Origin of the sequence: Saccharopolyspora terrae, from assembly GCF_004348435.1 — a bacterium.
GTDB lineage: Bacteria > Actinomycetota > Actinomycetes > Mycobacteriales > Pseudonocardiaceae > Saccharopolyspora > Saccharopolyspora endophytica.
The window spans coordinates 1-26,011 of the sequence record NZ_SMKS01000019.1 but is presented as its reverse complement, the minus strand read 5'-3'; the positions used below and the strand labels follow the sequence as shown (position 1 = coordinate 26,011).

Below are 26,011 nucleotides of genomic sequence, written 5' to 3'. Positions count from 1 at the left end.
CGGACTTCCCGAAAAGGGACCACTACTCCGTCAGCGTGTCATATCTTGTGCCTACCGGGCAGTAGCCTTACTGTACAGGAATGAACAGGACTGGACAGGTTCCCTTCGGGAAACGTGACCGGTTGATCGCCGAGCTCACCGAGCAGATCCGCTCGGGGCGGCTCGCGCGCGGTGAGCAGTTGCCGGGCGAGAACCAGATCGCGGAGAAGTACCAGGTCAGCCGCGGCACGGTGCGCAGCGCCCTGTCGGAGTTGCAGCGCCAGGAGCTCATCGCCACCCGCAGCGGCGTCGGTTCCTTCGTCACCTTCGACGGGGTCACCCTCGACCAGACGGTCGGCTGGGCCACCGCGCTCGCCAACTCCGGGTTCGACATCAGCACCGAGCTGCTGGGCATCGAGCTCACCACCGACGCCGAGCTCACCGAGCGCTTCGGACTCGACGAGTTCATCGCCATACGCCGCCTGCGCAGGGACCGGGCCGTCGGTCCGGTGTCGGTGGAGACCTCCCTGATCCCGGCGGTCGGAGAACTGCGCGAGCTGCCCGAGAAGGGGCTGCTCGAAGGTTCCATAACAGCCACCCTGCTCTCGGCCGGGCTGGTCGCCGGCTCCGGCGACCAGCGCATCGGCACCCGCGCGCTGTCCGCCCGGATGGCCGCGCTGCTCGAACGCCCCGAGGGCGAGCTGTTCCTGCAGGCGGTGCGCACCAGCGTCACCGCCGACGGGCAGCTCGTCGAGCAGGTGACAAGCCTGCTCGACCCCAACCGGTTCCAGTTCCACCTGACGTTTGGCCGCCCATGAGCACACGCGACCGCGCGCTCGGCGCTTTCTACGGACTGGCGATCGGCGATGCCCTGGGCATGCCGACGCAATCGATGTCCCGTGAGGACATCGTCACCCACTACGGCTTCATCCGATCGCTGCGCGACGCCGTCGCCGAGCAGCCGATCTCGCCGAGCCTGCCCGCGGGAACCATCACCGACGACACCGAGCAGGCGGTGCTGGTCGCCGACCTGCTCATCGGCGGTTCCGGCACGATCGACCCGATGGTCTTCGGGAAGGCGCTGCTGGACTGGGAAGCCGGGATGGTCGCGCGCGGCCTGGCGGACCTGCTCGGCCCGTCCACCAAGCGCGCGCTGAAGCTGCTCGAATCCGGCACCGATCCGGAGGAGGCCGGTCGCGGCGGCACCACCAACGGCGCGGCCATGCGCATCACCCCGGTCGCCATCGCCACTCCGCCCGAGCTCGGCGGACTGGTGGAGGCGGTCGTGGCGGCCAGCAAGCTCACGCACAACACCAACGTCGGCATCGCGGGTGCTTCCGCCGTGGCCGCCGCCGTGTCGGCGGGCATCGACGGCGCCGAGCTGTCCACCGCGCTCGACCAGGGCGAGCACGCCGCCGCCCTCGGCGCCCGCAAGGGCTGGTGGTGCGCGGGTGGCGACATCGCCTGCCGAATCCGGTGGGCCCGGCGCTGGGTCCGGGGCATGGACCGAACCACTCTGTCCTACGCTGTTTCCAAGGTCATCGGAACGTCCGTCGCCGTCCAGGAGTCGATGGTCGCCGCCTTCGCCCTCGCCGAAGCGCTGGGTGACACGCCGGTCGAGGCGCTGACCACGGCCGCGGGTCTCGGCGGTGACACCGACACGATCGCCGCCGTGCTCGGCGCGATCCTCGGTGCGCAGCACGGGCTTTCCGGTTTCCCCCCGGACCTGCTCACCAAGGTGCGCGAGGTCAACGCGCTCGACCTGGAACCGGCCGTGGACGGCCTGCTCGAACTGAGGAACTCCAGTAGCTGAAGGAGATCGCATGGTCCGCGAGGCCACGCCCGAGAACGCGGAAAGCGCGCTGGAGACGCGTGGGATCGAGCCGGTTCCGGAGGAGGAGCGCACCGGCCATCCGATGCAGCTGTTCTGGGTCTGGTTCGCCGCCAACATCTCGATCCTGGGCTTACCCCTGGGCGCGACGCTCGTCGCCGAAGGTCTGGCCTTCTGGCAGGCGGCGATCGTCGCGGTGATCGGTTCGGTCGGCTCGTTCGCGATCGTCGGCGTGGTCTCGATCGCCGGACGACGCGGCGGCGCACCGGGTTTGACGCTCTCCCGCGCGGTCTTCGGCGTGCACGGCAACGCCGGGCCGACCGTGGTGTCGCTGATCTCCCGCCTGGGCTGGGAGACCGTCAACACCACCACGGCGGCGTTCGCGCTGCTGTCGCTGTGCGCGATCCTGTTCGGCACCGCCGGTGAGGCCAAGGCGACACCGGTGCTGACGATCATCTGCATCGCGATCTTCGAGCTGCTGACGATGGTGGTCTCCGGACTCGGTCACAAGGTCCTGGTGGCCGTGCAGCGTTGGGCCACGTGGGTTTTCGGCGCGCTGAACATCGTGGTCGCGATCAGCCTGGTCGCCACCATCGACTGGCACGCGGTCGGCGCGGCCTCCCCCGCTCCCATCGGCGTGGTGATCGCCGGGATCGGCACGATCGCCGCCGGTACCGGCATCGGCTGGGCGAACGCCTCGGCGGACATGTCGCGGTACCAGTCCCCCGCCGTCAAGGCCGGTTCGCTGGTCGCCTCGGCCGCCGTGGGCGCGGGCATCCCGCTGATCCTGCTGATCTCGCTGGGATCGCTGCTCTCGGCGGGTGATCCGGCGCTGGCCGAGGCCGGGGACCCGGTGGCGGCGATCCGCGCGATGCTGCCCGCCTGGATGGCCGTTCCGTACTTGATCGCCGCGGTCGGCGGACTCCTGCTGTCCAACCACCTGTCGGTGTACTCGGCGGGGCTGTCGACGCTGACCATGGGCATCAACATCAAGCGGGTCTACGCGGTCGCCGTGGACGTGGTCGTGACGTTCCTCGGCTCCATCTACTTCATGCTCGTCGCCGACAGCTTCTACGACCCGTTCGTCACCTTCATCAGCCTGCTGGCCATCCCGATCACCGCGTGGCTCGGCGTCTTCCTGACCGACATGCTGCACCGCACGACCTACGACCCGGCCGGGCTGATGGACATGCGCAGCACCAGCTCCTACTGGTACCGGGGCGGGGTCGAGCCGCGCGCGTTCTTCGCGTGGGCGCTGGCCATCGTGGTCGGATACCTGTTCAGCAGCAACGACTTCTTCACCGGTCTGCTCGCCGAGACCTGGCTGGGCGAGAACGGGCTGGGCTGGGTGATCACCTTCGTGATCTCCGCCGGTGTCTACGCGCTGCTGGGCGGGGCCCGCAGGGCCGCGGCATGACCGGCCGCCTGGTGCACACCGGCCAGGTCGTTCTGGACCTGGTCATGCGGGTGCCGTCGCTGCCGCCGACGGGCGGTGACGTGCTCGCCGAGAGCACCGAGCTGCTGCCAGGTGGCGGGTTCAACGTGATGGCCGCCGCCGCCCGATCGGGCTCCGAGGTGGTCTACGCGGGCGCGCACGGCACCGGGCGCTTCGCCGACCAGGCGCGAGAAGCGCTGCGCGCCGAGGGGATCGAGGCCGCGCAGCCGCAGCAGCCCGACTCGGACAACGGGATCTGCGTCGCTCTGGTGGAGCCCGGTGGTGAGCGCACGTTCGTCACCGGCGTCGGCGCGGAGGGACGGCTGCTGCCGGAGCAGCTGGCGAAGGTGCGCACCGAGGCTGCCGACGTCGTCTACCTCAGCGGCTACAGCCTGCTGCACCCCTCCAACCGGGAGGCGCTGCTGGCCTGGCTGCCGGGTGTTCGTTCGCGCGTGCTGCTCGATCCGTGCCCGCTGGTCGCCGACATCCCCGCCGACGTGCTCGACGCGGTGCTGCCGAGGGTGGACGTGCTCAGCTGCAACGCCGAGGAGGCCCGCGTCCTCGCGGGCGCGACCGACTCCGAGGTCGCGGCCGGGAAGTTGGCCGGCAGGCTGGGCGGTTCGGCCGCGGTCGTCCTGCGCGACGGCCCGTCCGGCTGCCTGCTCACCGTCGGCGGTGCCACGCAACGCATCCCTGGCTTCCCGGTCACCCCGGTCGACACCAACGGGGCCGGCGACACCCACTGCGGTGTCCTCGCCGCGATGCTCCTCGAAGGCGCGGACCTGCCCACGGCCGCTCTGCGCGCCAACGCGGCGGCAGCCCTGTCGGTCCAGCACCGAGGCCCGGCCACCTCACCGCGACGCGAAGACCTGGACGACTTCCTCACCAACCCCACCTGACCCCGAGCAGGACCGCGGGAACGGTGAGCAGCACGCCCACCGCCGCGGCACCGTTCAGCGCGAGGTACCGGGCCTTGCCGAGCAAGTTCGGGCACGTGCGCCGCGGCGGCGTGAAACCGCATCCAACAGCGGAGGGAGCAGGGGTGCATGGAGGCGGTCTCGGCCGCCGGAGGCCGGTGGATTCCCGGCGAGGAACACCTCGAACGAGGTCGGGACGATGCTAGCAGTCAGCGCACGAGGCCCACGCCGGCCCAGCAGCCAGCGCGGTGCGGTTCCCAGCCGTTGGGGTCGGCCGGGTCGGGGCGCCACTGCGGGGTCCACACGACTCCGGGCGGCACCAGCTCGGTGCCGTCGAACAGCGCCCGCACCTCGTCCCGGGTGCGGAAGGTGACCTGGGTGGCGGTGTTCTCGGCGAAGAACCGCTCGACGCGGGCGGCCTCCTCCTCGCGCTCGTCGGCGGTGAGCGTGGAGATCACCACGGCGCTCCCCGGGGCGAGCACGTCGCGGTAGCGGTGCATCTCGGCCTGCTCCTGCGGGGTGATGTAGTGCAGGACGGCCACGGTCAGCAGCGCCACCGGGCGCGAGAAGTCCAGCAGGCGCCCGGTTTCCGCTGCCCCCAGCACGACGTCGGGATCGCGGACGTCGGCTTGGACGATGCCTGCGCCGTCGTCGCCCTCCAGCAGGTGGCGGGTGTGCGCGACGGCGACCGGCTCGACGTCGACGTAGACCACACGCGCCCGGGGATCGCGGGACCGCGCGATCTCGTGCACGTTGCCCACGGTCGGGATCCCCGAGCCCAGGTCCAGGAACTGGTCGATCCCGCGGTCCAGGCAGAACCTCACCGCGCGCTGCAGGAACGCCCGGTTGGCGCGGGCGATGAACGGTCCCGTCGGCGCCACCGTGCGCTGGATCTCCTCCGACGCGGCGCGATCGGCCGCGAAGTTGTGCTCACCGCCGAGGTCGTAGTCGTAGATCCGCGCCGCGTTCGGCGTCGTGCAATCCACCTCGGGAACACCCACCGTCCACGCCCCAGAACGCTCCTGCGACACCATCCCCCCAAAGTTACAACGCTCCCCCGGGCCCAGCACACCACGTGGCCCCGGATTTCCACTGAAATCCGGTACAAGGGTGCGGGAGCTGCGAAGCTGGTGCGGGAGGTGTTGCGGTGATCCGGTTGGCCGGGGAAGACGATCTTCCGCTGCTGCGTGAGGTGGAGCGGGCGGCGGGCAGGCCGTTCGCCGACGTCGGGATGGACTTGGTGGCCTCCGACGAACCTCCGTCGCTGGCGGTGCTGCGGGAGTTCCAGGAGGCCGGGCGCGCGTGGGTCGCGGTCGCCGAAGACGGTCCGGTGGCGTACCTGATCGCCGAGGTCGTCGACGGGTGCGCGCACGTCGAGCAGGTCTCCGTGCACCCGGATCACGCCGGTCGGAGAATCGGTTTCAGGCTCATCGAGACCCTCGCGGAGTGGGCGCGGGATCGTGGCCTGCCGGCGCTGACGCTGATCACCTTCACCGAGGTCCCCTGGAACGGGCCCTACTACCTGCGCTGCGGGTTCCGGTACCTGACCGACGACGAGCTCACCCCGGGGCTGCGGGAGATCCGGGCCGCCGAGGCGGTCGCCGGGCTGGACGCGTGGCCGAGGGCCTGCATGCGACGCGACCTGTAGGGATCTTGCGGGTGCCGGTCCGGGCTTGCAGACTTCGTCGTCATGTCGAATTCCATACGTTTTGCCCTGTTGTCGGCGTTGATCGCCGTGGTGACGGCGCTCGGGCTCGTCGCTCCGGCGGGCGCGGCGCGCGAGCTCGACCCGCGGCCGAGCACCGAGGAACTGGCCCGGCAGCTGCTCGACCTGCAGCTCCGCAGCCGCGGTGAGGTCCGGGTGACCCCGATCGGCACCAGCAACCAGCAGCGGCCGGTGTGGAGCGCGCGGGTCGGGCACGGTCCGCAGCGCATCCTCTACGTCACCCAGCAGCACGGCGACGAGCCGCTGGGAACCCCTGCGGCCCTGAAATTCCTGCGCGAGGTCGGCATCGGCAACGATCAGCACCAGCGCTGGCTGCGCGAGCAGGTGACCGTCGACGTGGTGGTGCGCGCCAACCCCGACGGTCACGAGCACAACTGGCGCTACAACTACGACCCGGACGCCGATCCGGAGTTCGGCGAAGCGGGCAAGGGCTACGACATCAACCGCTACCACGACCCCGCAGTGGCCCCGGAGAACAACCCGGCGACCGAGGCGGGTCTGATCCGACGGCACCACGCCGACTTCCAGCCGCACATCTCGGTCGACTACCACATGCAGGGCCGCTACGTCGGCGGCGACGGGCGTGAGATCACCGCGTCGTTGATGTGGCCGACGACTCCGGGCGTTGCGGAAGAACCGCTGAACCTGGCCAAGCAGGTCTCGGTGGTCGCGCGGTCCGCGATGGACGCCGGTGGCGCCAACGTCTCCCAGTACCCGGGCGGCGACTACCAGGGCATCGCCCGCAACGCCTACGGCCTGCTGGGCAGCGGCAGCGTGCTCATCGAGCTCAGCGACATGGGTCCGGAGCACGAGCAGTTCCAGATCACCTCGGCGCTGGACTCCATGCACGCCATCGCCGAGGCCACGGCCGACGGCTCGGTCACCTCCGTCGACCCGGCCCAGGCCGACGCCATCCCGCCCCGCGGCGAGCCCATCCCGGCAGCCACCACCCGCGCGGGCGACTGAGCGGAGGGCCGTTCGAATTTCGCGCGAAATTCGACCCCAAAAGTTCCACGTCGAATTTCGCGCGAAATTCGAATCCTTCACCCGGCAGCGTGACGACGCACGGGTGCCTACACGCTTCGCAGCGCCCGTCCTGGCGCGGGGTTCTCGAATTTCGCGCGAAATTCGAATATCCGGCCCGGCGGGTGGGGGTGGTCGGCTAGACGACCGCCGTTGACGCGCCGTCCTGGAGGACTGGTCGAGGGCGAGGATGTTGGCGTCGTACTCGGTGAGCGAGCCGGAAGCGCTGGCCATGATACCCGGCCGGTCACCGCGCACGATCAGCCTGCCGTAGTCGAAACCGCCGTCCCTCAGCGCGCTTCCGCGAGCGAGTCGAGCAGCCGTTGCCGCCAGCGCTCGGTTCCGGCCAGCTCGTTGAACGTGAAGATGTGCAGCCCGCGCAGGTTCGTCCCGGGTGCCACCGCGCCCAGCCGCCTGGCGAGCCGGGTCGGGTCGTAGCTGCCGGGCAGCAGGAACCGCCGCAGCAGCCCCTGCTGCTTCTGCAGGAACCGCGCCGACCGGCCGAGCCCGACCCCCGCCGAGATGCGGACCAGCTTCTGCCTGCCCACCGGTCCCGGCATACCGACCGCGACCGGCAGGCCCACCCCGCTCGCCCAGTCGCGGGTGGTGGCGGCGTCGAAGCAGATCTGGGTGATGACCCGGGTGGCCAGCGGTGCCTTCCGGCGCAGCGCCTCGTCCACGACCGGTCGCGGGATGCTGCCGTGCCCTTCCGGGTAACCGCTGATGCCGACCTCGGCGAACGGGTGCCCTATCTCGGCCATGACCTGCAACAACGAGTGGGCGTCGGGGAACGTCCCCGCCGGTCGCGGGGCGTCGCCGCCGATGACGAAGACGGAGTCCGCGCCCGCCGCGGTCAGACGGTCCAGCACGTCGGAGACCTGCGCGCGGTCGACGAACTGCCGCGCCGGCAGGTGCGGGGCGACTCGGTAGCCGCGCGCCAGGAGTCGTTCGGCGAGCCCGAGCGTGGCGTCGAGGCCCTTGGCCTCGGTCGCGGTGACGGTCAGCGGCACCGAGATCGGCACGGCTTCCACGACGGCCTGCTCGGTGCCCTTGAACGGCATCACCTCGTAGCTGATGTTGCGCACCAGTGCGGCGAGGCCGGACCGGGGACCGGCGACCTCCTGCGGAGTGGTCATGGTGGGGCTCCCTGTGAAGGTGCTTGGGGACGCGGGATTTTCGGAACGCGCGAGCACCAGTACAGCCGAGCGCGGGGCGTCGATCGCCGGGCGCGGATGCCGTTTCGGGTGCGACAAATGTCCGCCCCGGAACCTGAGATCCCGCCCGGGACACCGGCGAGTACGTCATCCGACGCACCGCGGGCGTCCGGTTCCGCCCGGTGCGCAGCCGCAATTGCGCTGTGTCGCAACCCGTTTGCCGCTGCGTAGCGTGAGCGGACCAGGACCACGCGAGGACGGGTGGAAGATGAGCGCGAAGAACCTGCAGGAAGTGCTGGACCAGGCCGGTAACGCGGTCGACCTGCTCCGGAACTCACAGCTCGGGGCCTACATCTACCCGGTGGTCCCGGCGGAGTTCAGCAACTGGCGGCGCGAGGTCATCGCCTGGCGCGAGACGGCGGTGCTGTTCGACCAGACCCACCACATGGTGAACCTGTGGGTGTCGGGGCGCGACGCGTTGAAGTTGTTCTCCGACAACGGGATCAACTCCACCGCGCACTTCCCGGTCGACTCCGCCAAGCAGTACGTCCCGGTCTCACCTCAGGGCGGGGTCATCGGCGACGGCATCCTGTTCCGGCTGGCCGAGGAGGAGCTCGTCTTCGTGGGCCGCGCCCCCGTCGCCAACTACCTGATCTACCGGGGTCGCTCGGGTTATTCCGTCGACGTCCGGCTGGACCAGCGCTCACCGTCGCGGCCCTACGGCAACCCCGTGCGGCGGGACGTGTGGCGCTACCAGATCCAGGGCCCGAACGCGTGGGAGATCATCGAGAAGGTCCACGGCGGGCCCGTCGACCAGCTGCGGTTCTTCCGCATGGGGACGATGAACGTCGCCGGCGAGCAGGTCCGCTCGCTGCGGCACGGCATGGCCGGGGCACCCGGCCTGGAGATCTGGGGACCGTACGAGAGCCGTGACCGGGTGCGCGACGCGATCCTGGAGGCCGGTCGGGAGTTCGGCATCGAGCAGACCGGATCCCGCGCGTACGCGTGCAACACCCTGGAGTCGGGCTGGATCCCCTCACCGCTTCCCGCGATCTACACCGGTGAGGAGCTGCGCGACTACCGCGAATGGCTCGGCGCCGACAGCTACGAGGCCACCAACGCCCTGGCGGGCAGCTTCCTCTCCGACGACATCGAGGACTACTACCTCAACCCGTGGGAGCTGGGGTACGGCTCGTTCGTGAAGTTCGACCACGACTTCGTGGGCCGGGACGCGTTGGAGCGCATCGATCCGGCGACCCAGCGGCGCAAGGTGACGCTGGCGTGGAACGCCCAGGACCTGGGCGAGCTGCTGGCGAACCCGGCGCAGCCCGAGGGGCCGCAGTACCAGTTCTTCGACCTGCCCAACGCCAACTACGGCTCGTCCAACTTCGACTCGGTCCTGGACGCCGACGGCAACGCGGTGGGCCTGTCGCTGTTCACCGGACTCAGCGCCAACGAGCGCACCGGACTGTCCCTGGCCACGGTCGCACCCGACGTTCCGCTGGGCGCGGAGGTGCGGGTGGTGTGGGGCGAGCCGGACGGCGGCACGCGCAAGCCCACCGTCCAGCCCCACGAGCAGTTCTCGGTCCGCGCCGTCGTGAGCCCGGCGCCCTACTCGAAGGTCGTCCGAGAGAGCTACCGCCCGGGCCGGCGTTCGGCCGCGGTGTGAGCCCGCGGGCAGTTCTCAACCATGATCGATGTCCGATGTGTCCGGTCGATTCGGACCAGAGCTGCCCGTGACCGCTCAGGCGTTGACGATGCGCCGCAGCCACGCGGTCCGGGCCTCGGCGGCGGACCTGCTCAGCTGGGCACCGGGGAACATCCGGAATCCGTGGAAGCCACCTGGCCAGACGTGCAGTTCGGCGACCCCGCCGGACTGCCAGATGCGGGTGGCGAAGGCGACGTCCTCGTCGCGGAAGGTCTCGGCGGAGCCGACGTCGATGAACGTCGGCGGCAGCCCGGACAGGTCGTCGGCGCGCGCGGGAGCCGCGTAGGGCGAGACGTCGTCGCCGCCGCGGGAATCGCCGAGCAGCGCGGTCCAGCCGACCTCGTTGGCCTGCTGGTCCCAGATGCCCAGCCCGCGCATCTGGTGCGCCGACGGGGTGTCGTTGCGGTCGTCGAGCATCGGGGCCTGCAGCAGCAGCCCGATGGTCTTCGGCCCGTCGAGGTCCCGGCTCATCAGCGCCACTGCGGCGGCCAGTCCGCCGCCCGCGCTGCCGCCGGTCATGACGATCCGCTCGGTGTCGAAGCCGCGATCCGCGCCGTGCTCGGCGATCCAGCTCAGCCCTGCGTAGCAGTCCTGAACCGGTGCGGGGTGCGGGTTCTCCGGCGCCACCCGGTAGTCCACCGACACGATCGCGCACCCGAGCTCGCGACCCCACTCGGTGGCCATGACGTCGAGGGCCTGCCGGTGATCTCCCATGATCATGCCGCCGCCGTGGATCGAGTAGACGACCGGCAGCGGACCGGTGGCCTCGGACGGGCGCACGATCACCAGCGGCACCTCGGGAGCGCCCTGCGGCCCGGGAACGGTGCGGTGCTCGACGGTGAACCCGTCGGCCTGGAGCTGCTCGTCGGTGGTGAACTGCCGCGACATCTCCCGCAGCTTCGGAACGTCCTCCAGCTTGAAACCCATCCCGGTGCTGGGCATGGCCTCCAGGAAGACCTCCAGCTCCGGGTCGAAGGGGACCGGCGGCGCAGCCTCACTCATCACGCATTCCTCACACAGCTCTCGACGCGGCCGGTCGCACCGCGCTCCTCGAACGATTCAACCACCGCCCGCAACCGATTTCAGCGCGCCGCACGCGCGGTGACCAGAACGGCCTCGACGGGCCGGTCCTTCCCGGGCAGGAACGCCGCGATGCTCAGCGCCGCCAGGGCAGCGAGGCAGCCGATGCCCATGATCACCTGGAAACCCGCCTGCGACGGCACGGTGATCGACCCGAAATCGGTCGTCATCTGCGCGAGCACGGCCCCGGCCACCGCGCTGGACACCGAGGTCCCGATGGAGCGCATCAGCGTGTTGAGGCTGTTGGCCGCAGCGGTGTCCGACACCGGCACGGCACCCATGATCAGCGCGGGCATCGCACCGTAGGCCAGGCCGATCCCGGCGCCGATGACGCTGGAGACGACGATCAGCTGCCACAGCTGCGACATGAACACCACGCCCAGCCCGTACCCGGCGGCGACGACCACGGCACCGATCATCAGCGTCACCTTCGGCCCGCGGGCCTTCGAGGTGCGCGCCGAGACCGGCGACATCGCCATCATCACCAGACCGGAGGGCGCCATCACGATGCCGACGGCGAGCATGGTCTGCCCGAGGCCGTAACCGGTGCCGGTGGGCAGCTGCAGGACCTGCGGGAGCACCAGCGACATCGCGAACATGGCGAAGCCGAAGACCGCCGAGGCGATGTTGGTCAGCAGCACCTGGCGGCGGGTGATGGTGCGCAGGTCCACCAGAGGTGCGGCCACGCGCAGCTCCCACCAGCCCCACACGCCGAACACCACGACGCCCGCAGCGGCGAGCCCGAGCGTGGTCGCGCTCCCCCAGCCCCAGCTCGCGCCCTTGGACACCACCAGCAGCAGGCAGATCAGCCCGGCCGAGAGCCCGAGCGCGCCGAGCGGGTCGAAGCGCCCGCCGGAGCGCACCGGCGACTCGGGCACGAAGGTCACCACGAGCGCGGTGGCCAGCGCGCCGAGCGCGGCCGAGGTCCAGAACAGCACGTGCCAGTCAGTGCGCTCGGCGAGGAACGCGGCAGCGGGCAGGCCCAGCGCACCGCCGACACCCAGCGAAGCGCTCATCAGCGAGGTCGCCGAGCCGAGCCGCTCGGCGGGGAGCTCGTCGCGCATGATGCTGATGCCCAGCGCGATCACGCCGGAGGACAGGCCCTGCATGACGCGGCCGATCACGATCATCGGCAGTGAGCTGCTCATGCCGCAGATGGCCGAACCGAGGATGAGCATCGCCAGGCTGATCAGCAGCATCCGCCGCTTGCCGTGCATGTCGCCGAGGCGTCCGACGACCGGGGTGGCCACGGCACCGGCGAGCAGCGTCGCGGTGACCGCCCAGGCGGTGTCGGCCGCGGAGGCGTGCAGCAGACCCGGGAGCATCGGCACCAGCGGGATCACCGTGGTCTGGGTCATCGCGACCGAAATGCCGGCGAAGGCCAGCACCACGACCACGAGGTTCGATCGATCTTCCCCTGGAGCAGCGGATTTCTCCGCTTTGCCGGGAATTGCTCGCATGCTCGGGGAACCTCTCGTTCGAACTGTCCGGTGTCGTCCCGGATAGCCTAATTCAGTCAGTTGACTTAATCCACTCGGCCCCACTAGTTTCGGGTCAGCACGACCACGATCACGAGGAAGGTCGGCATGACCAACACGCTGCACCCGGCCGACGAGGCGGAGATCCCCGAATACCCGATGACCCGCGCGTCGGGCTGCCCCTTCGACCCGCCGCCGCGGCTCAAGGCCCTGCAGGACGAGGCACCGATCCACCGGGTGCGGCTCGCCGACGGCACCACGTCGTGGCTGGTGACCCGGTACGCCGACCAGCGCGCGGTGCTCGCCGACCCGCGCATCAGCTCCGACGCCGACCGGCCCGGCTACCCGCGCGGCGTGCCCGCGCCGCCCGGCGGCTCGAAGATCAGCTTCATCCTGATGGACGACCCGGAGCACGCGCGGCAGCGCCGGATGGTGACCGCGCCGTTCACCGTCAAGCGCATCGAAGCGATGCGACCCGCGGTGCAGAAGATCGTCGACGACCAGATCGACGCGCTGCTGGCCGGACCGAAACCGGTGGACCTCGTCGAGGCGTTCGCGCTGCCGGTGCCGTCGCTGGTGATCTGCGAACTGCTCGGCGTCCCCTACTCCGACCACGACTTCTTCCAGGACAACAGCAAGGTCATCATCCGTCGGGACGCCACGCCCGAGCAGCGCGCCGAGGCGATGGGCAACCTCACCGGCTACCTGGACGACCTCGTCGGCTGCAAGCTCGAAAATCCGGGCGACGACCTGCTCTCCGGGCTGTGCGAGCGGGTGAAGGCGGGTGAGCTGGAGCGCTCGGACGTCGCGCAGATGGGCGTGCTGCTGCTCATCGCCGGGCACGAGACGACCGCCAACATGATCGCCCTGGGCACCCTCGCGCTGCTGGAGCACCCCGAGCAGCTGGCGCTGCTTCGCGAGACCGAGGACCCCAAGGTCGTGGCCGGCGCGGTCGAGGAACTGCTGCGCTACCTGCACATCACGCACAACGGGCGCCGCCGGGTCGCGCTGGAGGACATCGAGGTCGGCGGGCAGCTGATCCGCGCGGGCGAGGGCGTCATCATGCCCAACGACATCGGCAACCGGGACCCGGAGGTCTTCGACGACCCCGACCGCCTCGACCTCACCCGCGATGCTCGCAGGCACGTCGCCTTCGGCTTCGGCGTCCACCAGTGCCTGGGCCAGCCGCTGGCCAGGATGGAGCTGCAGGTCGTCTACAGCACGCTCTACAAGCGGATCCCGACGCTGCGGGCCGTTCCCGAGCTCGACGAGATCCCGTTCAAGCACAACGGCGCCGTCTACGGCGTCTACGAGCTGCCCGTCACCTGGTAAACCCGAAAACCCCACCACGAAACGGAAATCCCGCTCATGAAGGTCACCATCGACCAGGACAGGTGCGTCGCCTCCGGCCAGTGCGTCATGGCCGCCGAGGACGTCTTCGACCAGCGCGACGAGGACGGCATCGCGGTCCTGCTCACCGACTCCCCCAGCGCCGAGCTCGCCGACGACGTCCACCACGCGGCCGCCGTCTGCCCGGCCCTGGCCATCACCGTCGAGGACTGAAGGAGGCCCGCGGCGATCGTCGGCACGATCGCCGCGGAACTCGTCAGCCCCAGACCTCGGCGGCCGTCTCGACGATGAGCCGGAGCTTGGCGATCTGGTCCTCGTAGGTGAGGGCGTTGCCCTCCACCGTGGACGAGAAACCGCACTGCGGGGACAGGCAGAGCTGGTCGAGGTCGATGTGCTCGGTGGCCTCCTCGATCCGGCGCTTGAGGTCGTCCTTGCTCTCCAGCTCGCCGCGCTTGGTCGTCACCAGACCCAGCACCACGCGCTTGTTCTTGGGGACGTAGCGCAGCGGCTCGAAACCGCCCGAGCGGTGGTCGTCGAACTCGAGGAAGAAGCCGTCGACGTCGAGTTCGCCGAACAGCGCCTCGGCGACGAAGTCGTACCCGCCCTCGGCCACCCACGACGAGCGGTAGTTCCCCCGGCACAGGTGGGTCGTGATGGCCATGCCCGCCGGGCGGTCGGCCAGGGCGGCGTTGATCTGCTTGATGTAGCGCAGGTGCTGGTTCTCGGCGTCCTCGCCGCGTTCGGCGATGACCGCTCGCTGCTTCTCGTCGTTGAGGTAGGCCAGGCTGGTGTCGTCGAGCTGCAGGTAGGTGCAGCCCGCGTCGGCCAGCGCGCGGACCTCGGCGGCGTAGGCGGCGGACAGGTCGCTCCAGAACTCCTCGACGTCCGGGTAGATCGCCGGGTCCAGGGCCGTCTTGCCGCCGCGGTAGTGCACCATGCTCGGCGACGGGATGGTCAGCTTCGGCGTGACGCCCTCGGCGACCGAGGCCAGGTGCTGGAAGGCGTCGAGGAAGATCGGTTCGGAGAGGCCGACCTTGCCGGCGATCTGCAGCGCGGCCGGCTGCCACTCCACCACGCCGTCGGCGTTCTGGAAGCGCACGGTCGTGGTCGCGTCGCCCTGGCGGATCCCGTCGAGCTGCAGGATGAAGTCCTGGTGCCAGTAGGCGCGGCGGAACTCGCCGTCGGTGGCCGACTTCAGGCCCACGTCGCGCTGCGCCTGCACGACCTCACGGATCGCCTCGTCCTCGACGCCGCGCAGCTCGGCGGCGTCGATGCGGCCGTCGGCGCGGTCCTGCCTGGCCTGGTGCAGCCGCTGCGGGCGCAGCAGGCTGCCGACGTGGTCGGCGCGGAACGGGGGTTTGGCGTTGGACGTTTCCGGTCCCGTCACGGTGATCCCACTCTCGATCGACTCGCCCGGCCAGGCCGGTGCGCTTGTCCGCACGAGAATCCAAACATCCGCGGAGCTCTCCGATCGTCGGTGCGATGACCCACCACCCCCTCGGCGGATGTCCCGGCACCGCCGCGACAAATGTCCCTAACCCGAGCGCGCGAGGTGGTCACGTCGTCGCCGCCGGTTGGCAGGGGCGGTTCTGCTCCGTCCGTGATCAAGGTCCGTTGTGCCGGGTCGGTTCGGACCAAAGCTGCCCGCTTCCTTGCACTCTCGAACCAGAGCGAACGCGATGCGGGAGGGGATCAGGAGCGGTGGAAGCCCGCGTAGTCGTGGGTGGCCGCTTCCTCGCAGAGGGCCGCGTAATGGGCGAGACCGCCGGCGTAGGGCATGAAGACTTGGGGTTTGCCCGGGACGTTCGCGCCGAGGTACCAGGAGCTCTTCGCCTGCGGGAGCAGCGTCCGGTTCGCCGCCGCCTGGACCTCCTCGCCCCAAGCCCGCTCTGCCTCCTCGGTGGCCTCGATGCGCTCGAACCCGTTGTCGCGCAGGTCTCCCAAGCAGCGCGCGATCCAGTCGACGTGCTGCTCGATCGAGGTCGGCATGTTGGTCAGCACCGACGGGCTGCCCGGCCCGGTGATGATGAACAGGTTCGGGAACCCCGCCACCTGCAGGCCCAGGTAGCTCTGCGGACCGTCCCGCCACTTCTCCGCGAGGGTGCCGTTCGCGCCGCGGACGTCGATGCCGAGCATCGGTCCCGTCATCGCGTCGAAGCCGGTGGCGAACACCAGCGCGTCCAGCGGGTGCTCGGCCTCGGTGGTGCGCACCCCGTCCCTGGTGACCTCGACGATGGGTGCCTCGCGGACGTCGACGAGGGTGACGTCGTCGCGGTTGTAGGTCTCGAAGTACCCGGTGTCGATGGGTGGCCGCTTGGCGGCGAACGGGTGGTCGTGCGGCAGCAGCCGCTCGGCGACCTCCGGATCGCGCACGGTCTCCCGGATCTTCTCCCGGATGAACTCCGCAGCGGTGTCGTTGGCGTCCTGGTTGCTCAGCAGGTCGTTGAAGGCGGCGCGGAAGCGCAGGCCACCGCGCCGCCAGGCCGCTTCGTAGACCTCCCGCCGCTGCTCCGGCGGGGTGTCCACGGCGTTGCGCGGCGAGATGCGGAACGGGTGGCCGTTGCCGGTTTCCCGTTGCAGCGCGCGGATCTCGGCGTACTCCGCGCGCACGGATGCCTGGAACTCCTCGTCCAGCGGCGCGTTGCGGGCCGGGACGCTGAAGTTCGGGGTCCGCTGGAACACCGTCAGGTGCGCGGCCTGCTCGGCGATGACCGGGATCGCCTGGATGCCGGTCGACCCGGTGCCGATGACACCCACCCGCTTGCCGGTGAAGTCCACGTCCTCGTGCGGCCACCGACCCGTGTGGTACCACTCGCCGGCGAAGGAATCGAGGCCCTCCAGTTCCGGCACGTTCGCCGACGACAGGCACCCGACGGCGCCGATCAGGAACCGCGCCGAGAGCTCGTCCCCCCGCTCGGTGCGCACCGTCCAGCCGTCGTCGAAGGACGCCGCGGTGACGCGGGTGCCGAACCGGATGTCGCGGCGCAGGTCGAAGCGGTCGGCGACGTGGTTGAGGTAGGCCAGGATCTCCGGCTGGCGCGGGTACCGCTCGCTCCAGCGCCACTCCTGCTGCAGGTCCTCGTCGAAGGAGAAGCTGTAGTAGTAGCTCTCGGAGTCGCAGCGGGCGCCCGGGTAGCGGTTCCAGTACCAGGTCCCGCCCACCCCGTCGCCTGCTTCGAGGACCGCGGCGGACATGCCGAGCCCGCGCAGCCGGTGGAGCATGTAGAGCCCGGAGAACCCGGCACCGATGACGATCGCGTCCAGCATGCGGCCTCCTCATCTACCTGCTGCGCAGGGCTTTTCGGCGAGCCGTTCACCACGCTAACCGTTCGAACCGGGCATGGCCATGGTGAAGCAGACCGCCGTTCCCTCCAGCACCGTCGTGCCGTCGTCGCGGCTGACGGTGGTGGTCAGCTTCGTGATGGGCTTGTCGTCGCGGACCTCGTCGACCTGCACGCGGCCGGTGATGGTGTCGCCCGGCCGGACCGGTGCGGTGAAGTTCCAGTTCACGTTGAGGAACACCGTGCCCGGCCCGGGCAGCTTCTCGGCCACCACGGCGTTGAGCACCGCGCTGGTCACCCCGCCCTGCACCACGATCTCGCCGAACTGCGAGGACTCGGCCGCTTCGACGTCGTAGTGCAGCGGGTTGCGGTCGCCGCTGATCTGGGTGAACAGCCGGATGTCGGTCGGTCCGATGGTGCGGGACAGCTCGGCGGTCTCGCCGACCTGGGGTTTGCCGTGGGGCCACACGTCGCTCATCAACGCCTCCTCGGTCTGCCGGGTTTCCCCCGTGAGTACCAGCGCGAGCGGCGCGTTTCCACTCACCGCGCCCGCCGGGTCCCGAGCCTTCCCATCGCGATCGCGCCGACGAACGGTCCGGGCGCCAGCAGCAGGAACGCGAAGCGCCAGCCCACGGCGTCGGCCAGCAGCGGGACCAGCTGGATGCTGACCGCGGTCAGGGCGAAGCCGATCGCGGTCTGCGCGGTGAGCGCGGTGCCCACGAATCGCGGGTCGGCGGCCTCGCTCAGCGACGTGGAGAACACGCCCGAGTCGGCGATCACCGCCGCGCCCCACACCACGCAGAACACCACCAGCACGGCGGGACCGGCGTCGAAGGCCAGCGGCGAGAGGACGCAGCACGCACCGCTGATCACCAGCGCGGCCACCGCCGCCGGAGAACGCCCGTAGCGGTCGGCTCCCCACCCGCCGAGCAGGCAGCCGAGGGCACCGGCGATGCCGATGGTGACGAACACCGTGATTCCCGTCGAGGCAGGCAGGTTCCGGCCCGCCTCGCTGGCCAGCAGGAACGTCGGGATCCACGTCCACAGCGCGTAGAGCTCCCACATGTGCCCGAAGTAGCCGAGGTTGGCCAGCCGGGGCCCGCGCTCGGTGAACATCGTCAGCGCGTAGCGCGGGTTGTGCACCGCCGCCGAGGCGGCGAGGTGCGGTCCGGGCCGCACGACGATCACCGCGACCAGCGCCCCGAGCAGCCCGGTGCAGGCGGCGGCGACCAGCACCGCGCGCCACGGCAGCGATCCGAGACCGCCGATGAGGTGCGGCAGCGCGGAGCCGATGGTCAGCGCCGCGATCAGCAGTCCCATCGCCAGACCGCGTCCCCGGCTCGGTGCCCAGGAGGCCATCAGCTTCATGCCGACCGGGTACACCCCGGCCAGGCACATGCCGGTCAGGAAGCGCAGCGGGATCGCGGTGGCCATGCCGTCGACCAGGCCCGCGAGCAGCAGCGTCCACCCGGCGGCGAGCGCGGCGCTGGTGGCCAGCAGCAGGTGCGGGCGGATCCGGTCGGCGAGGTTCAGCAGCGACGATCCGACGGCGCCTGCGACGAACCCGAGCTGCACCGATCCGGTCAGCCACACCGCCGCTGCGGCGCTGATCCCCCACTCCTGGCGGAGCGTAGGGACCACGGCGGACACGGAGAACCACACGGCCAGCCCGAAGACCTGGACCACGGCGATCGCGCCGCGCTGCACACCCGAACGCATGCCCCGCAGTCTGCCTCACCGGACGCGGTTGACCCGACGGGCGCGGGGTGCTTGTGTCGGAGCGTGCTGGACAAGGAACGGATCGTGGAAGCGCTCGCCGCCGAGTGGGACGCGCTGGAGAAGCTGCTGACCGGGCTCGACGACGCGCAGTGGGAGCTGAGCACGCCGCTGCCGGGCTGGCGGGTGCGCGACGTCGCCGCGCACCTCATCGGCACCGAGCTGATGCTCAGCGGTGAGCCGACCCCGGACGCCGGCGGGGACGTCGAGTCCTTGCCGCACGTGCACAACGACATCGGCGCCCGCAACGAGCGCTACGTGGCGCACTTCCGGTCGCAGTCCCACGAGGCCGTGCTGGCGAAGTTCCGGGAGGTCACCGCCGCGCGGCTGGCGTCGCTGCGGGCGATGTCGGACGAGGAGTTCCACGCACCGGCGATGACCCCGGCCGGTCAGCAGACCTACGCGCGGTTCATGCGGATCCGGGTGTTCGACTGCTGGATGCACGAGCAGGACGTCCGGGACGCCGTCGGGCTGCCCGGTGGTGAGCAGGGCGCGTGCGCGGAGCTGTCGGTCGACGAGATCACCACGGCCTTGGGCTTCGTCGTCGGCAAGCGCGGTGGCGCACCGGACGGATCCAGCGTCACCTTCGACCTCGGCTCCCGCGCGCTGCACGTCGCGGTGGACGGTCGGGCGAAGGTGGTCGAGTCGCTGCCCGGGGAGGCCGCGGTCCGCATCACGCTGCCGCTGGGCGTGTTCACCCGGCTCTGCGGCGGCCGCGTCGACCCCGAGAAGGCCTTGCCCTCGGTCGCTTTCGAGGGCGACGAGGCGCTCGGCGAGCAGCTCGTCACCCACCTCGCCTTCACCATCTAGTCGAGGTGGAAGACCTCCTCGATGGGCCGCATCGCCTCGTCGGGCGCGACGGTCCCGTCGAAGAGGTCGCCCATCTGCGCCTGCCAGCGGCTGTTGACGTCCTTCTCCGCCATGGCCGCGCGGGACGCCTCGAAGTCCTCGCACTCCAGGTAGCCGATGAGGGTTCCGTCGGGACGCAGGAACAGCGTGTAGTTGCGCCAGCCGGTGTCGTGCAGCGCCTGGCGCATCTCCGGCCACACCGCGCGGTGCCGCTGCCGGTACTCCTCGACTCGGTCGGGTTTGACGTGCAGGACGAAGCAGATCCGCTGCATCACCTGGCCCACCCCTGCTCCTGCTCGATCTCCTCCAGCGTCAGACCTTCGGTCTTCGGGCCCCAGATGACGCCGATGACACCGCTGATCACGATGAACGCGGTCAAGATGTAGGCCAGCGTCTGGAACCCGGTGGCGGTGATGATCGGGACGAAGAAGCTCCAGAAGCCGAGACCGATGCGCACCACGGCGAACATCAGCCCCTGCGCGGTGCTGCGCAGCTTGGTCGGGAACAGCTCGCCGGACCAGATCTGGAAGAAGTGCTGGGCACCGAAACCACCGCCGATGCCGATGGCCACGATGTAGCCGAGCGCGGTGCCGAAGTTCAGCGGCAGCACGGCCAGCAGCAGCATGCCGCCCGCCTGGATCACGGTCGACAGCGCCAGCATCAACCGCCGGTTGAACCGGTCGTTGAACGGCATGAACACCAGCACGGTGAACACCGCGACCAGCAGGAAGTACAGGCACTGGAGGCCGACGCTGGCGGCGTCGCTCTGGCTGCCGAACGCCTTGAGCAGGTACGGGGTGTAGAAACCGTTGGTGCCGGCGAAGAGGTTCCAGATGCCGTACATGCCGATGAGCATCAGCGACAGCCGCAGGCCCTTGCCGGTGAGCAGCGGTCGCAGCGCGGCACCCCACTTCACCGGGCCGGTGTCGGTGGTTTCCCGCTCCCAGCGCGCGGATTCGCCGATGCCGTGCCGCATCCACCAGGTGATCAGCGCGGCGACGAACAGGCTCGCGAACAGCAGCCGCATGCCGAGCATCCCGAGCGGTTGCAGCGCGAGCCCCAGCGCGAGGGTCACGATCGGCCCCAACGACCACAGGACCTGCGACAGGCCGCCGAGCTTGCCGCGCTTGCGGGCCGGGGAGAACTCGGTGATCAAACTCCACGAGGCGGGGATGTCGGCACCGACGGCGAGGCCGACCAGGATGTAGCCGACGAACAGCATCCAGGTGTCGACGGCGAAGATCAGCCACAGCGTGCCGAACATGTACAGCAGCAGGTCGTAGGCGTAGATCTTCTTGCGCCCGTACCGGTCGCAGATGTAGCCGCCGACGAGCGCGCCCACACCCGCCGAGATGGCGTTGGAGCTCAGCGCGCCGAGGAGGCCGACGGTGCTGTCGGTGAGCCCGTACGCCTGGACCCACACGCTGAGCGCGACGGAGCCGGCGACGATGGAGCCCGCGTCGATGTAGCTGGCCATCGCCGCTACGAACGACCATTTCCAGTGCTGTCCTGACGCGGCGTGCTCGCTCTGCCGGACGCCTGCGGATGAAGTCATCGTTGTCCTTCGTGCAGCTCATCGACGTCGTCCGCAGCCGCAGACGCCGCTTGAAACGTTTTATGTGGCGAGCACACTAGAGAGCGACCCCACGCCCGTCAAGCGTCCGAATGGACGAGGGATGTTCTCGCAAAACCTCTTCGGGGAATTGACTACCACCAGGCTCGCGACCTACCGTGAACCACTGATTTAAACGTTTCAAGCACTGGCGACGCGCACTGGAGCGACGATGGCCGACCGCAAGACCGTCAAGGCGGCGCTGACCGCGCAGCGGATCGAAACCCCCTCCTGGGCCTACGGGAACTCCGGGACGCGGTTCAAGACCTTCCTGCAGGAGGGCGTTCCGCGCGACCCGTTCGAGAAGCTCGACGACGCCGCCCAGGTGCACGCCTTCACCGGCATCGCCCCCAGCGTCGCGCTGCACATCCCCTGGGACCGGGTCGACGACTACGCCGCGCTGGGCGCGCACGCCGAATCCCTCGGGTTGGCGCTGGGCGCGATTAACCCGAACACCTTCCAGGAGGACGAGTACAAGCTCGGCAGCATCTGCAACCCCGACCCGGCGGTCCGCCGCAAGGCGCAGGCGCACCTGCTGGAGTGCGTCGACATCATGGACGCCACGGGTTCCGACGCGCTGAGCCTGTGGTTCGCCGACGGCCTCAACTACCCCGGCCAGGACTCCCTCGCCGAGCGCCAGCAGCGCCTGTCGGAGGCGCTGCGCGTGGCCTACGACCGGTTGGGCGAGGACCAGCGGTTGCTGCTGGAGTACAAGTTCTTCGAGCCCGCGTTCTACGCCACCGACGTCCCGGACTGGGGCACCTCCTACGCCCACTGCCTGGACCTGGGCGAGCGCGCGCAGGTGCTGGTCGACACCGGGCACCACGCGCCGGGCACCAACATCGAGTTCATCGTGGCGTTCCTGCTCGGGCGCGGGCGGCTGGGCGGATTCCACTTCAACAGCCGCTTCTACGCCGACGACGACCTGATGGTCGGTGCCGCTGACCCGTTCCAGCTGTTCCGGATCATGCACGAGATCGTGCGGGCCGGTGCCCTGGAGGAATCGGCGAACGTCGCGTTCATGCTCGACCAGTGCCACAACCTGGAGCCCAAGATCCCGGCGCTGATCCGCTCGGTGCTCAACGTCCAGGAGGCCACCGCGAAGGCCCTGCTGGTGGACGGCGACGCCCTGGCCGGTGCGCAGCGCGAGGGCGACGTCCTCGGCGCCCACGCGGTGCTGATGGACGCCTACAACACCGACGTCCGCCCGCTGCTGGCCGAAGTCCGCGAGGACATGGGCATCGATCCCGACCCCATCGCCGCCTACCACCGCTCCGGCTACGCGGAGAAGATCATCGCCGGTCGCAAGGACGGCACCCCCGCGGGCTGGGGCGCCTGAGGATGTCCCGTTCCGCTGAGCACGGAGAGGTTTGACATGAGCTCGACGCATCCCGAAGTGGCTGCGCTGCTTGCGCGTTCGCACGAACTGGGAGCGGACCCCCGCAACACCAACTACGCCGGGGGCAACGCCTCCGCCAAGGGCGAGGCCTCGGACCCGGTGACCGGCGGGCCGGTTCCGCTGATGTGGGTCAAGGGTTCCGGTGGCGATCTGGGGACGCTGACCGAGTCAGGGTTGGCGGTGTTGCGGCTGGACCGGTTGCGGGCGCTGGTCGAGGTCTACCCGGGCGTGGACCGCGAGGACGAGATGGTCGGCGCCTTCGACCACTGCCTGCACGGCAAGGGCGGGGCGGCACCGTCGATCGACACCGCCATGCACGGCCTGGTCGAGGCCGCCCACATCGACCACCTGCACCCCGACGCCGGCATCGCGCTGGCCACCGCCGCCGACGGTGAGGCGCTGACCGCGGAGTGCTTCGGCGACCTGGTCGCGTGGGTTCCGTGGCGGCGTCCCGGTTTTCAGCTGGGCCTGGACATCGCCGCGATCAAGGAGGCGAACCCGCGCGCCATCGGCGTGGTGCTGGGCGGTCACGGGATCACCGCGTGGGGCGCGACCAGCGAGGAGTGCGCGCGCAACTCGCTGCACATCATCCGCACCGCGGAGAAGTTCATCGCCGAGCGCGGCAGGCCCGAGCCGTTCGGGCCGGTGATCGGGGGCTTCGAGCCGCTGCCGGAGGAGCAGCGCAGGCGACGCGCGGCCGAGCTGGCTCCGGTGATCCGCGGTCTTGCCTCCACCGACCGCGCGCAGGTCGGCCACTTCGACGACGCGCCGGAGGTGCTGGAGTTCCTGGCGCGCGAGAACCACCCGCGCCTGGCGGCGCTGGGCACCTCCTGCCCGGACCACTTCCTGCGCACCAAGGTCCGCCCGCTGGTGCTGGACCTGGGGCCCGACGCCGGGTTCGACGAGGTGGTGGCCCGGCTGAAGGAGCTCCACGAGAGCTACCGGGAGGACTACCGCGCCTACTACGACCGGTTCGCCGAACCCGACTCGCCCGCGATGCGCGGTGCGGACCCGGCGATCGTGCTGGTGCCGGGGGTCGGCATGTTCTCCTTCGGCAAGGACGCGCAGACCGCGCGCGTGGCGGCCGAGTTCTACCGCAACGCGATCAACGTGATGCGCGGCGCGGAGTCGATCTCCACCTACCAGCCGATCGACGAGGCCGAGAAGTTCCGCATCGAGTACTGGGCGCTGGAGGAGGCCAAGCTCGCCCGGATGCCCAGGCCCAAGCCGCTGGCGACCCGCGTCGCGCTGGTCACCGGGGCGGGCTCGGGGATCGGGAAGGCCACCGCGCAACGGCTCTCGGCCGAGGGCGCGTGCGTGGTGTTGGCCGATCGCGATCTCGACAACGCCCAGGCGGTGGCCGACGAGCTCGGCGGACCGGACAAGGCCGTCGCGGTGCGCGTCGACGTCACCGATGAGGAGCAGATCGCCGAGGCCTTCCGGGCCGCGGCGCTGGCCTTCGGCGGCGTGGACCTGGTGGTCAACAACGCGGGACTGTCGATCTCGAAGCCGCTGCTGGAGACGACGGTCGCCGACTGGGACCTGCAGCACGACGTGATGGCGCGCGGCTCGTTCCTGGCCTCGCGGGAGGCGGCGCGGGTGATGGTCGCCCAGGGCATGGGTGGCGACATCGTCTACATCGCCAGCAAGAACTCGGTGTTCGCGGGCCCGAACAACGTCGCCTACGGTGCGACGAAGGCCGATCAGGCGCACCAGGTGCGGCTGCTGGCCGCGGAGCTGGGCGAGCACGGAATCCGCGTCAACGGCGTCAACCCCGACGGCGTGGTGCGCGGTTCGGGCATCTTCGCCGGTGGTTGGGGCGCGCAGCGGGCGAAGGTCTACGGCGTGGAGGAGGACGAGCTCGGCGAGTTCTACGCCCAGCGCACCATCCTCAAGCGCGAGGTGCTGCCCGAGCACGTGGCGGCGGCGGTGTTCGCGCTGGTGGGCGGAGATCTCACGCACACCACGGGACTGCACGTGCCGGTCGACGCGGGTGTCGCCGCGGCGTTCCTGCGCTGAGGGGGCGCGCGGATGACGACGGAGTCGCCGACGTTCGCCGCGGTGGACCTGGGCGCGTCCAGCGGGCGGGTCGTCCTCGGACGGCTCACCGCCGGGCGGCTGGAGACCGCGGAGGTGCACCGGTTCGCCAACGGCCCGGTGCCGCTGCCGGACGGGTTGCACTGGGACGCGGTCGGGCTGTTCCGAGAAGTGCTCATCGGGCTGCGCGAGGCCGGTGATCCGGTGTCGGTCGGGGTGGATTCCTGGGCGGTCGACCACGGCCTGCTGGATTCCTCGGGCTCGCTGCTGGGCGAGCCGTTCCACTACCGGGACTCGCGGACCGATGCGGTCGCGGAGTCCTTCGTGGACTCGTTCGGCGCTCCGGAGTTGTTCGCCCGCAACGGGTTGCAGTTCCTGCCGTTCAACACGATCTTCCAGCTGGCCGCGTCGAAGGGCGCGGCGCTGGAGGCGGCGGAGGTGCTGCTGCTGATCCCCGACCTGATCGGGTACTGGCTGACCGGGCAGGTGGGGGCGGAGCTCACGAACGCCTCCACCACCGGTCTGCTGGACGCGCGCACGCACGAGTGGTCACCGGAGCTGGCGAGGGCCGCGGGCATCGACCCGTCGCTGCTGCCCCCGCTGCGCAGACCGGGCGACGTCGTGGGCGAGCTGCTGCCGCCGGTGGCCGAGGAGACCGGTCTGACCGGCACTTCGGTGGTGGCGGTCGGTTCGCACGACACCGCCTCCGCGGTGGTCGGGGTTCCCGCCCGGTCCCCGAACTTCGCCTACGTGTGCACCGGCACCTGGTCGCTGACCGGTCTGGAACTGCCCGCCCCGGTGCTCACCGAACAGGCCCGCCGCGCGAACTTCACCAACGAGCTCGGCATCGACGGCACGGTCCGCTTCCTGCGCAACATCATGGGCCTGTGGCTGCTCCAGGAGAGCCTCCGGACCTGGGGCCTGACCTCGGAAGACCTGCCCGGCCTGCTGGCCGAGGCTGCGCGCGCGGAACCGCTGACGGCGGTCGTCGACGCCGAGGACACCCGGTTCCTGGCGCCCGGCGACATGCCGGCCCGCATCGCCGATGCATGCCGCGAGACCGATCAGCCGGTTCCGGAGACGCGGGGCGCTCTGGTCCGCTGCATCCTCGAAAGCCTCGCCCTGGCCCACCGCCGCGCCATCCGCGAGGCCGCCGAGCTCTCCGGCCGGGACGTCGACGTCGTCCACCTCGTCGGCGGCGGCGCCCGCAACGAACTGCTCTGCCAGCTCACGGCCGACGCCCTGGGCATCCCCGTCGTGGCGGGCCCGGTCGAAGCCACGGCGACCGGAAACCTCCTCACCCAAGCCAAAGCGGCCGGCCAGGTCGCGGACCTCCCGGAGATCCGCCACCTGGTCGCACGCTCCCACCCCCTCCG

At 70.5% G+C, this 26,011-nt stretch carries 22 protein-coding genes and 1 pseudogene; 13 read left to right on the top strand and 10 right to left on the bottom strand.

Features of this window, described 5'->3' with window-relative positions; genetic code table 11:
- The first annotated feature begins 80 nt into the window (after nt 1-80).
- The 4 genes from E1181_RS13485 to E1181_RS13470 are packed head-to-tail and all read left to right on the top strand — an operon-like array spanning nt 81 to nt 4,144.
- Nucleotides 81-797, top strand: a complete 717-nt coding sequence (locus tag E1181_RS13485; RefSeq protein WP_132674617.1) for a GntR family transcriptional regulator — start codon at nt 81-83, stop codon at nt 795-797.
- Nucleotides 794-1,792, top strand: coding sequence for an ADP-ribosylglycohydrolase family protein (locus tag E1181_RS13480; RefSeq protein WP_132674615.1), 999 nt, complete (start codon nt 794-796; stop codon nt 1,790-1,792). Before E1181_RS13485 ends, E1181_RS13480 begins: the two co-directional genes overlap by 4 nt.
- Nucleotides 1,793-1,802: 10 nt before the next feature.
- Entirely contained in the window at nt 1,803-3,227 is a 1,425-nt protein-coding gene (locus E1181_RS13475) for a purine-cytosine permease family protein (protein WP_132674613.1), read from the top strand.
- Nucleotides 3,224-4,144, top strand: a complete 921-nt coding sequence (locus E1181_RS13470; protein ID WP_132674611.1) for a PfkB family carbohydrate kinase — start codon at nt 3,224-3,226, stop codon at nt 4,142-4,144. Before E1181_RS13475 ends, E1181_RS13470 begins: the two co-directional genes overlap by 4 nt.
- A gap of 227 nt (nt 4,145-4,371) precedes the next feature.
- Here E1181_RS13470 and E1181_RS13465 read toward each other — a convergent pair whose 3' ends face one another.
- On the bottom strand, nt 4,372-5,148 hold the full coding sequence (locus tag E1181_RS13465; protein WP_235876741.1) for an SAM-dependent methyltransferase: 777 nt from the start codon (nt 5,146-5,148) through the stop codon (nt 4,372-4,374).
- 158 nt (nt 5,149-5,306) lie between these two features.
- Here E1181_RS13465 and E1181_RS13460 point away from each other — a divergent pair.
- Together E1181_RS13460 and E1181_RS13455 are read left to right on the top strand one after the other, a co-directional pair.
- A pseudogene (locus E1181_RS13460) lies at nt 5,307-5,810 on the top strand (GNAT family N-acetyltransferase); the annotation flags it as partial.
- Between the two features lie 69 nt (nt 5,811-5,879).
- Nucleotides 5,880-6,854 (top strand): M14 family zinc carboxypeptidase, encoded by a 975-nt coding sequence (locus E1181_RS13455; protein ID WP_328590885.1) that lies wholly within the window; start codon nt 5,880-5,882, stop codon nt 6,852-6,854.
- 347 nt (nt 6,855-7,201) lie between these two features.
- On the opposite strand, the gene E1181_RS13450 is transcribed toward E1181_RS13455, so the two are convergent.
- Entirely contained in the window at nt 7,202-8,047 is an 846-nt protein-coding gene (locus E1181_RS13450) for a methylenetetrahydrofolate reductase (protein ID WP_132674603.1), read from the bottom strand.
- 286 nt (nt 8,048-8,333) lie between these two features.
- Between E1181_RS13450 and ligM the strand changes: the two genes are divergently transcribed.
- Nucleotides 8,334-9,734: a vanillate/3-O-methylgallate O-demethylase gene (gene ligM, locus E1181_RS13445; RefSeq protein WP_132674601.1), complete on the top strand. Its 1,401-nt coding sequence runs from the start codon at nt 8,334-8,336 to the stop codon at nt 9,732-9,734.
- A 75-nt stretch (nt 9,735-9,809) separates the two neighbouring features.
- Here ligM and E1181_RS13440 read toward each other — a convergent pair whose 3' ends face one another.
- Both E1181_RS13440 and E1181_RS13435 read right to left on the bottom strand, forming a co-directional pair.
- Nucleotides 9,810-10,775 (bottom strand): alpha/beta hydrolase, encoded by a 966-nt coding sequence (locus tag E1181_RS13440; RefSeq protein WP_132674599.1) that lies wholly within the window; start codon nt 10,773-10,775, stop codon nt 9,810-9,812.
- Between the two features lie 80 nt (nt 10,776-10,855).
- On the bottom strand, nt 10,856-12,313 hold the full coding sequence (locus E1181_RS13435; protein WP_132674597.1) for an MFS transporter: 1,458 nt from the start codon (nt 12,311-12,313) through the stop codon (nt 10,856-10,858).
- Nucleotides 12,314-12,439: 126 nt separating this feature from the next.
- Between E1181_RS13435 and E1181_RS13430 the strand changes: the two genes are divergently transcribed.
- Complete coding sequence (locus E1181_RS13430; RefSeq protein ID WP_132674595.1) at nt 12,440-13,663, top strand: cytochrome P450; 1,224 nt, start codon at nt 12,440-12,442, stop codon at nt 13,661-13,663.
- A gap of 36 nt (nt 13,664-13,699) precedes the next feature.
- Nucleotides 13,700-13,894, top strand: coding sequence for a ferredoxin (locus E1181_RS13425; protein WP_132674593.1), 195 nt, complete (start codon nt 13,700-13,702; stop codon nt 13,892-13,894).
- 43 nt (nt 13,895-13,937) lie between these two features.
- Here the strand turns inward: E1181_RS13425 and E1181_RS13420 are convergent, their stop codons facing one another.
- The 4 genes from E1181_RS13420 to E1181_RS13405 form a co-directional block, all read right to left on the bottom strand.
- Complete coding sequence (locus tag E1181_RS13420) at nt 13,938-15,068, bottom strand: 5-methyltetrahydropteroyltriglutamate--homocysteine S-methyltransferase (protein ID WP_132674591.1); 1,131 nt, start codon at nt 15,066-15,068, stop codon at nt 13,938-13,940.
- Nucleotides 15,069-15,373: 305 nt separating this feature from the next.
- A complete protein-coding gene (locus tag E1181_RS13415; RefSeq protein WP_132674589.1) occupies nt 15,374-16,948 on the bottom strand; it encodes a flavin-containing monooxygenase in 1,575 nt (524 codons plus the stop codon).
- 54 nt (nt 16,949-17,002) lie between these two features.
- Nucleotides 17,003-17,440 (bottom strand): MaoC family dehydratase, encoded by a 438-nt coding sequence (locus E1181_RS13410; RefSeq protein ID WP_132674587.1) that lies wholly within the window; start codon nt 17,438-17,440, stop codon nt 17,003-17,005.
- 62 nt (nt 17,441-17,502) lie between these two features.
- On the bottom strand, nt 17,503-18,681 hold the full coding sequence (locus E1181_RS13405; protein WP_132674585.1) for an MFS transporter: 1,179 nt from the start codon (nt 18,679-18,681) through the stop codon (nt 17,503-17,505).
- Nucleotides 18,682-18,744: 63 nt separating this feature from the next.
- Between E1181_RS13405 and E1181_RS13400 the strand changes: the two genes are divergently transcribed.
- Nucleotides 18,745-19,548, top strand: coding sequence for a maleylpyruvate isomerase family mycothiol-dependent enzyme (locus E1181_RS13400; protein ID WP_235876740.1), 804 nt, complete (start codon nt 18,745-18,747; stop codon nt 19,546-19,548).
- On the opposite strand, the gene E1181_RS13395 is transcribed toward E1181_RS13400, so the two are convergent.
- Nucleotides 19,545-19,859 (bottom strand): L-rhamnose mutarotase, encoded by a 315-nt coding sequence (locus E1181_RS13395; protein ID WP_132674705.1) that lies wholly within the window; start codon nt 19,857-19,859, stop codon nt 19,545-19,547. The genes E1181_RS13400 and E1181_RS13395 overlap by 4 nt on opposite strands.
- Entirely contained in the window at nt 19,859-21,142 is a 1,284-nt protein-coding gene (locus tag E1181_RS13390; RefSeq protein ID WP_132674581.1) for an MFS transporter, read from the bottom strand. Before E1181_RS13390 ends, E1181_RS13395 begins: the two co-directional genes overlap by 1 nt.
- Before the next feature lie 229 nt (nt 21,143-21,371).
- Here E1181_RS13390 and rhaI point away from each other — a divergent pair, with 229 nt between their 5' ends.
- From rhaI to E1181_RS13375, 3 genes are all read left to right on the top strand, one after another.
- Nucleotides 21,372-22,538, top strand: coding sequence for an L-rhamnose isomerase (gene rhaI / locus E1181_RS13385; protein WP_132674579.1), 1,167 nt, complete (start codon nt 21,372-21,374; stop codon nt 22,536-22,538).
- 36 nt (nt 22,539-22,574) lie between these two features.
- Complete coding sequence (locus E1181_RS13380; RefSeq protein WP_132674577.1) at nt 22,575-24,617, top strand: bifunctional aldolase/short-chain dehydrogenase; 2,043 nt, start codon at nt 22,575-22,577, stop codon at nt 24,615-24,617.
- A gap of 12 nt (nt 24,618-24,629) precedes the next feature.
- Nucleotides 24,630-26,011, top strand: a 1,382-nt coding sequence (locus tag E1181_RS13375) for a rhamnulokinase (protein WP_132674575.1), incomplete at its 3' end; no start/stop codon positions are given.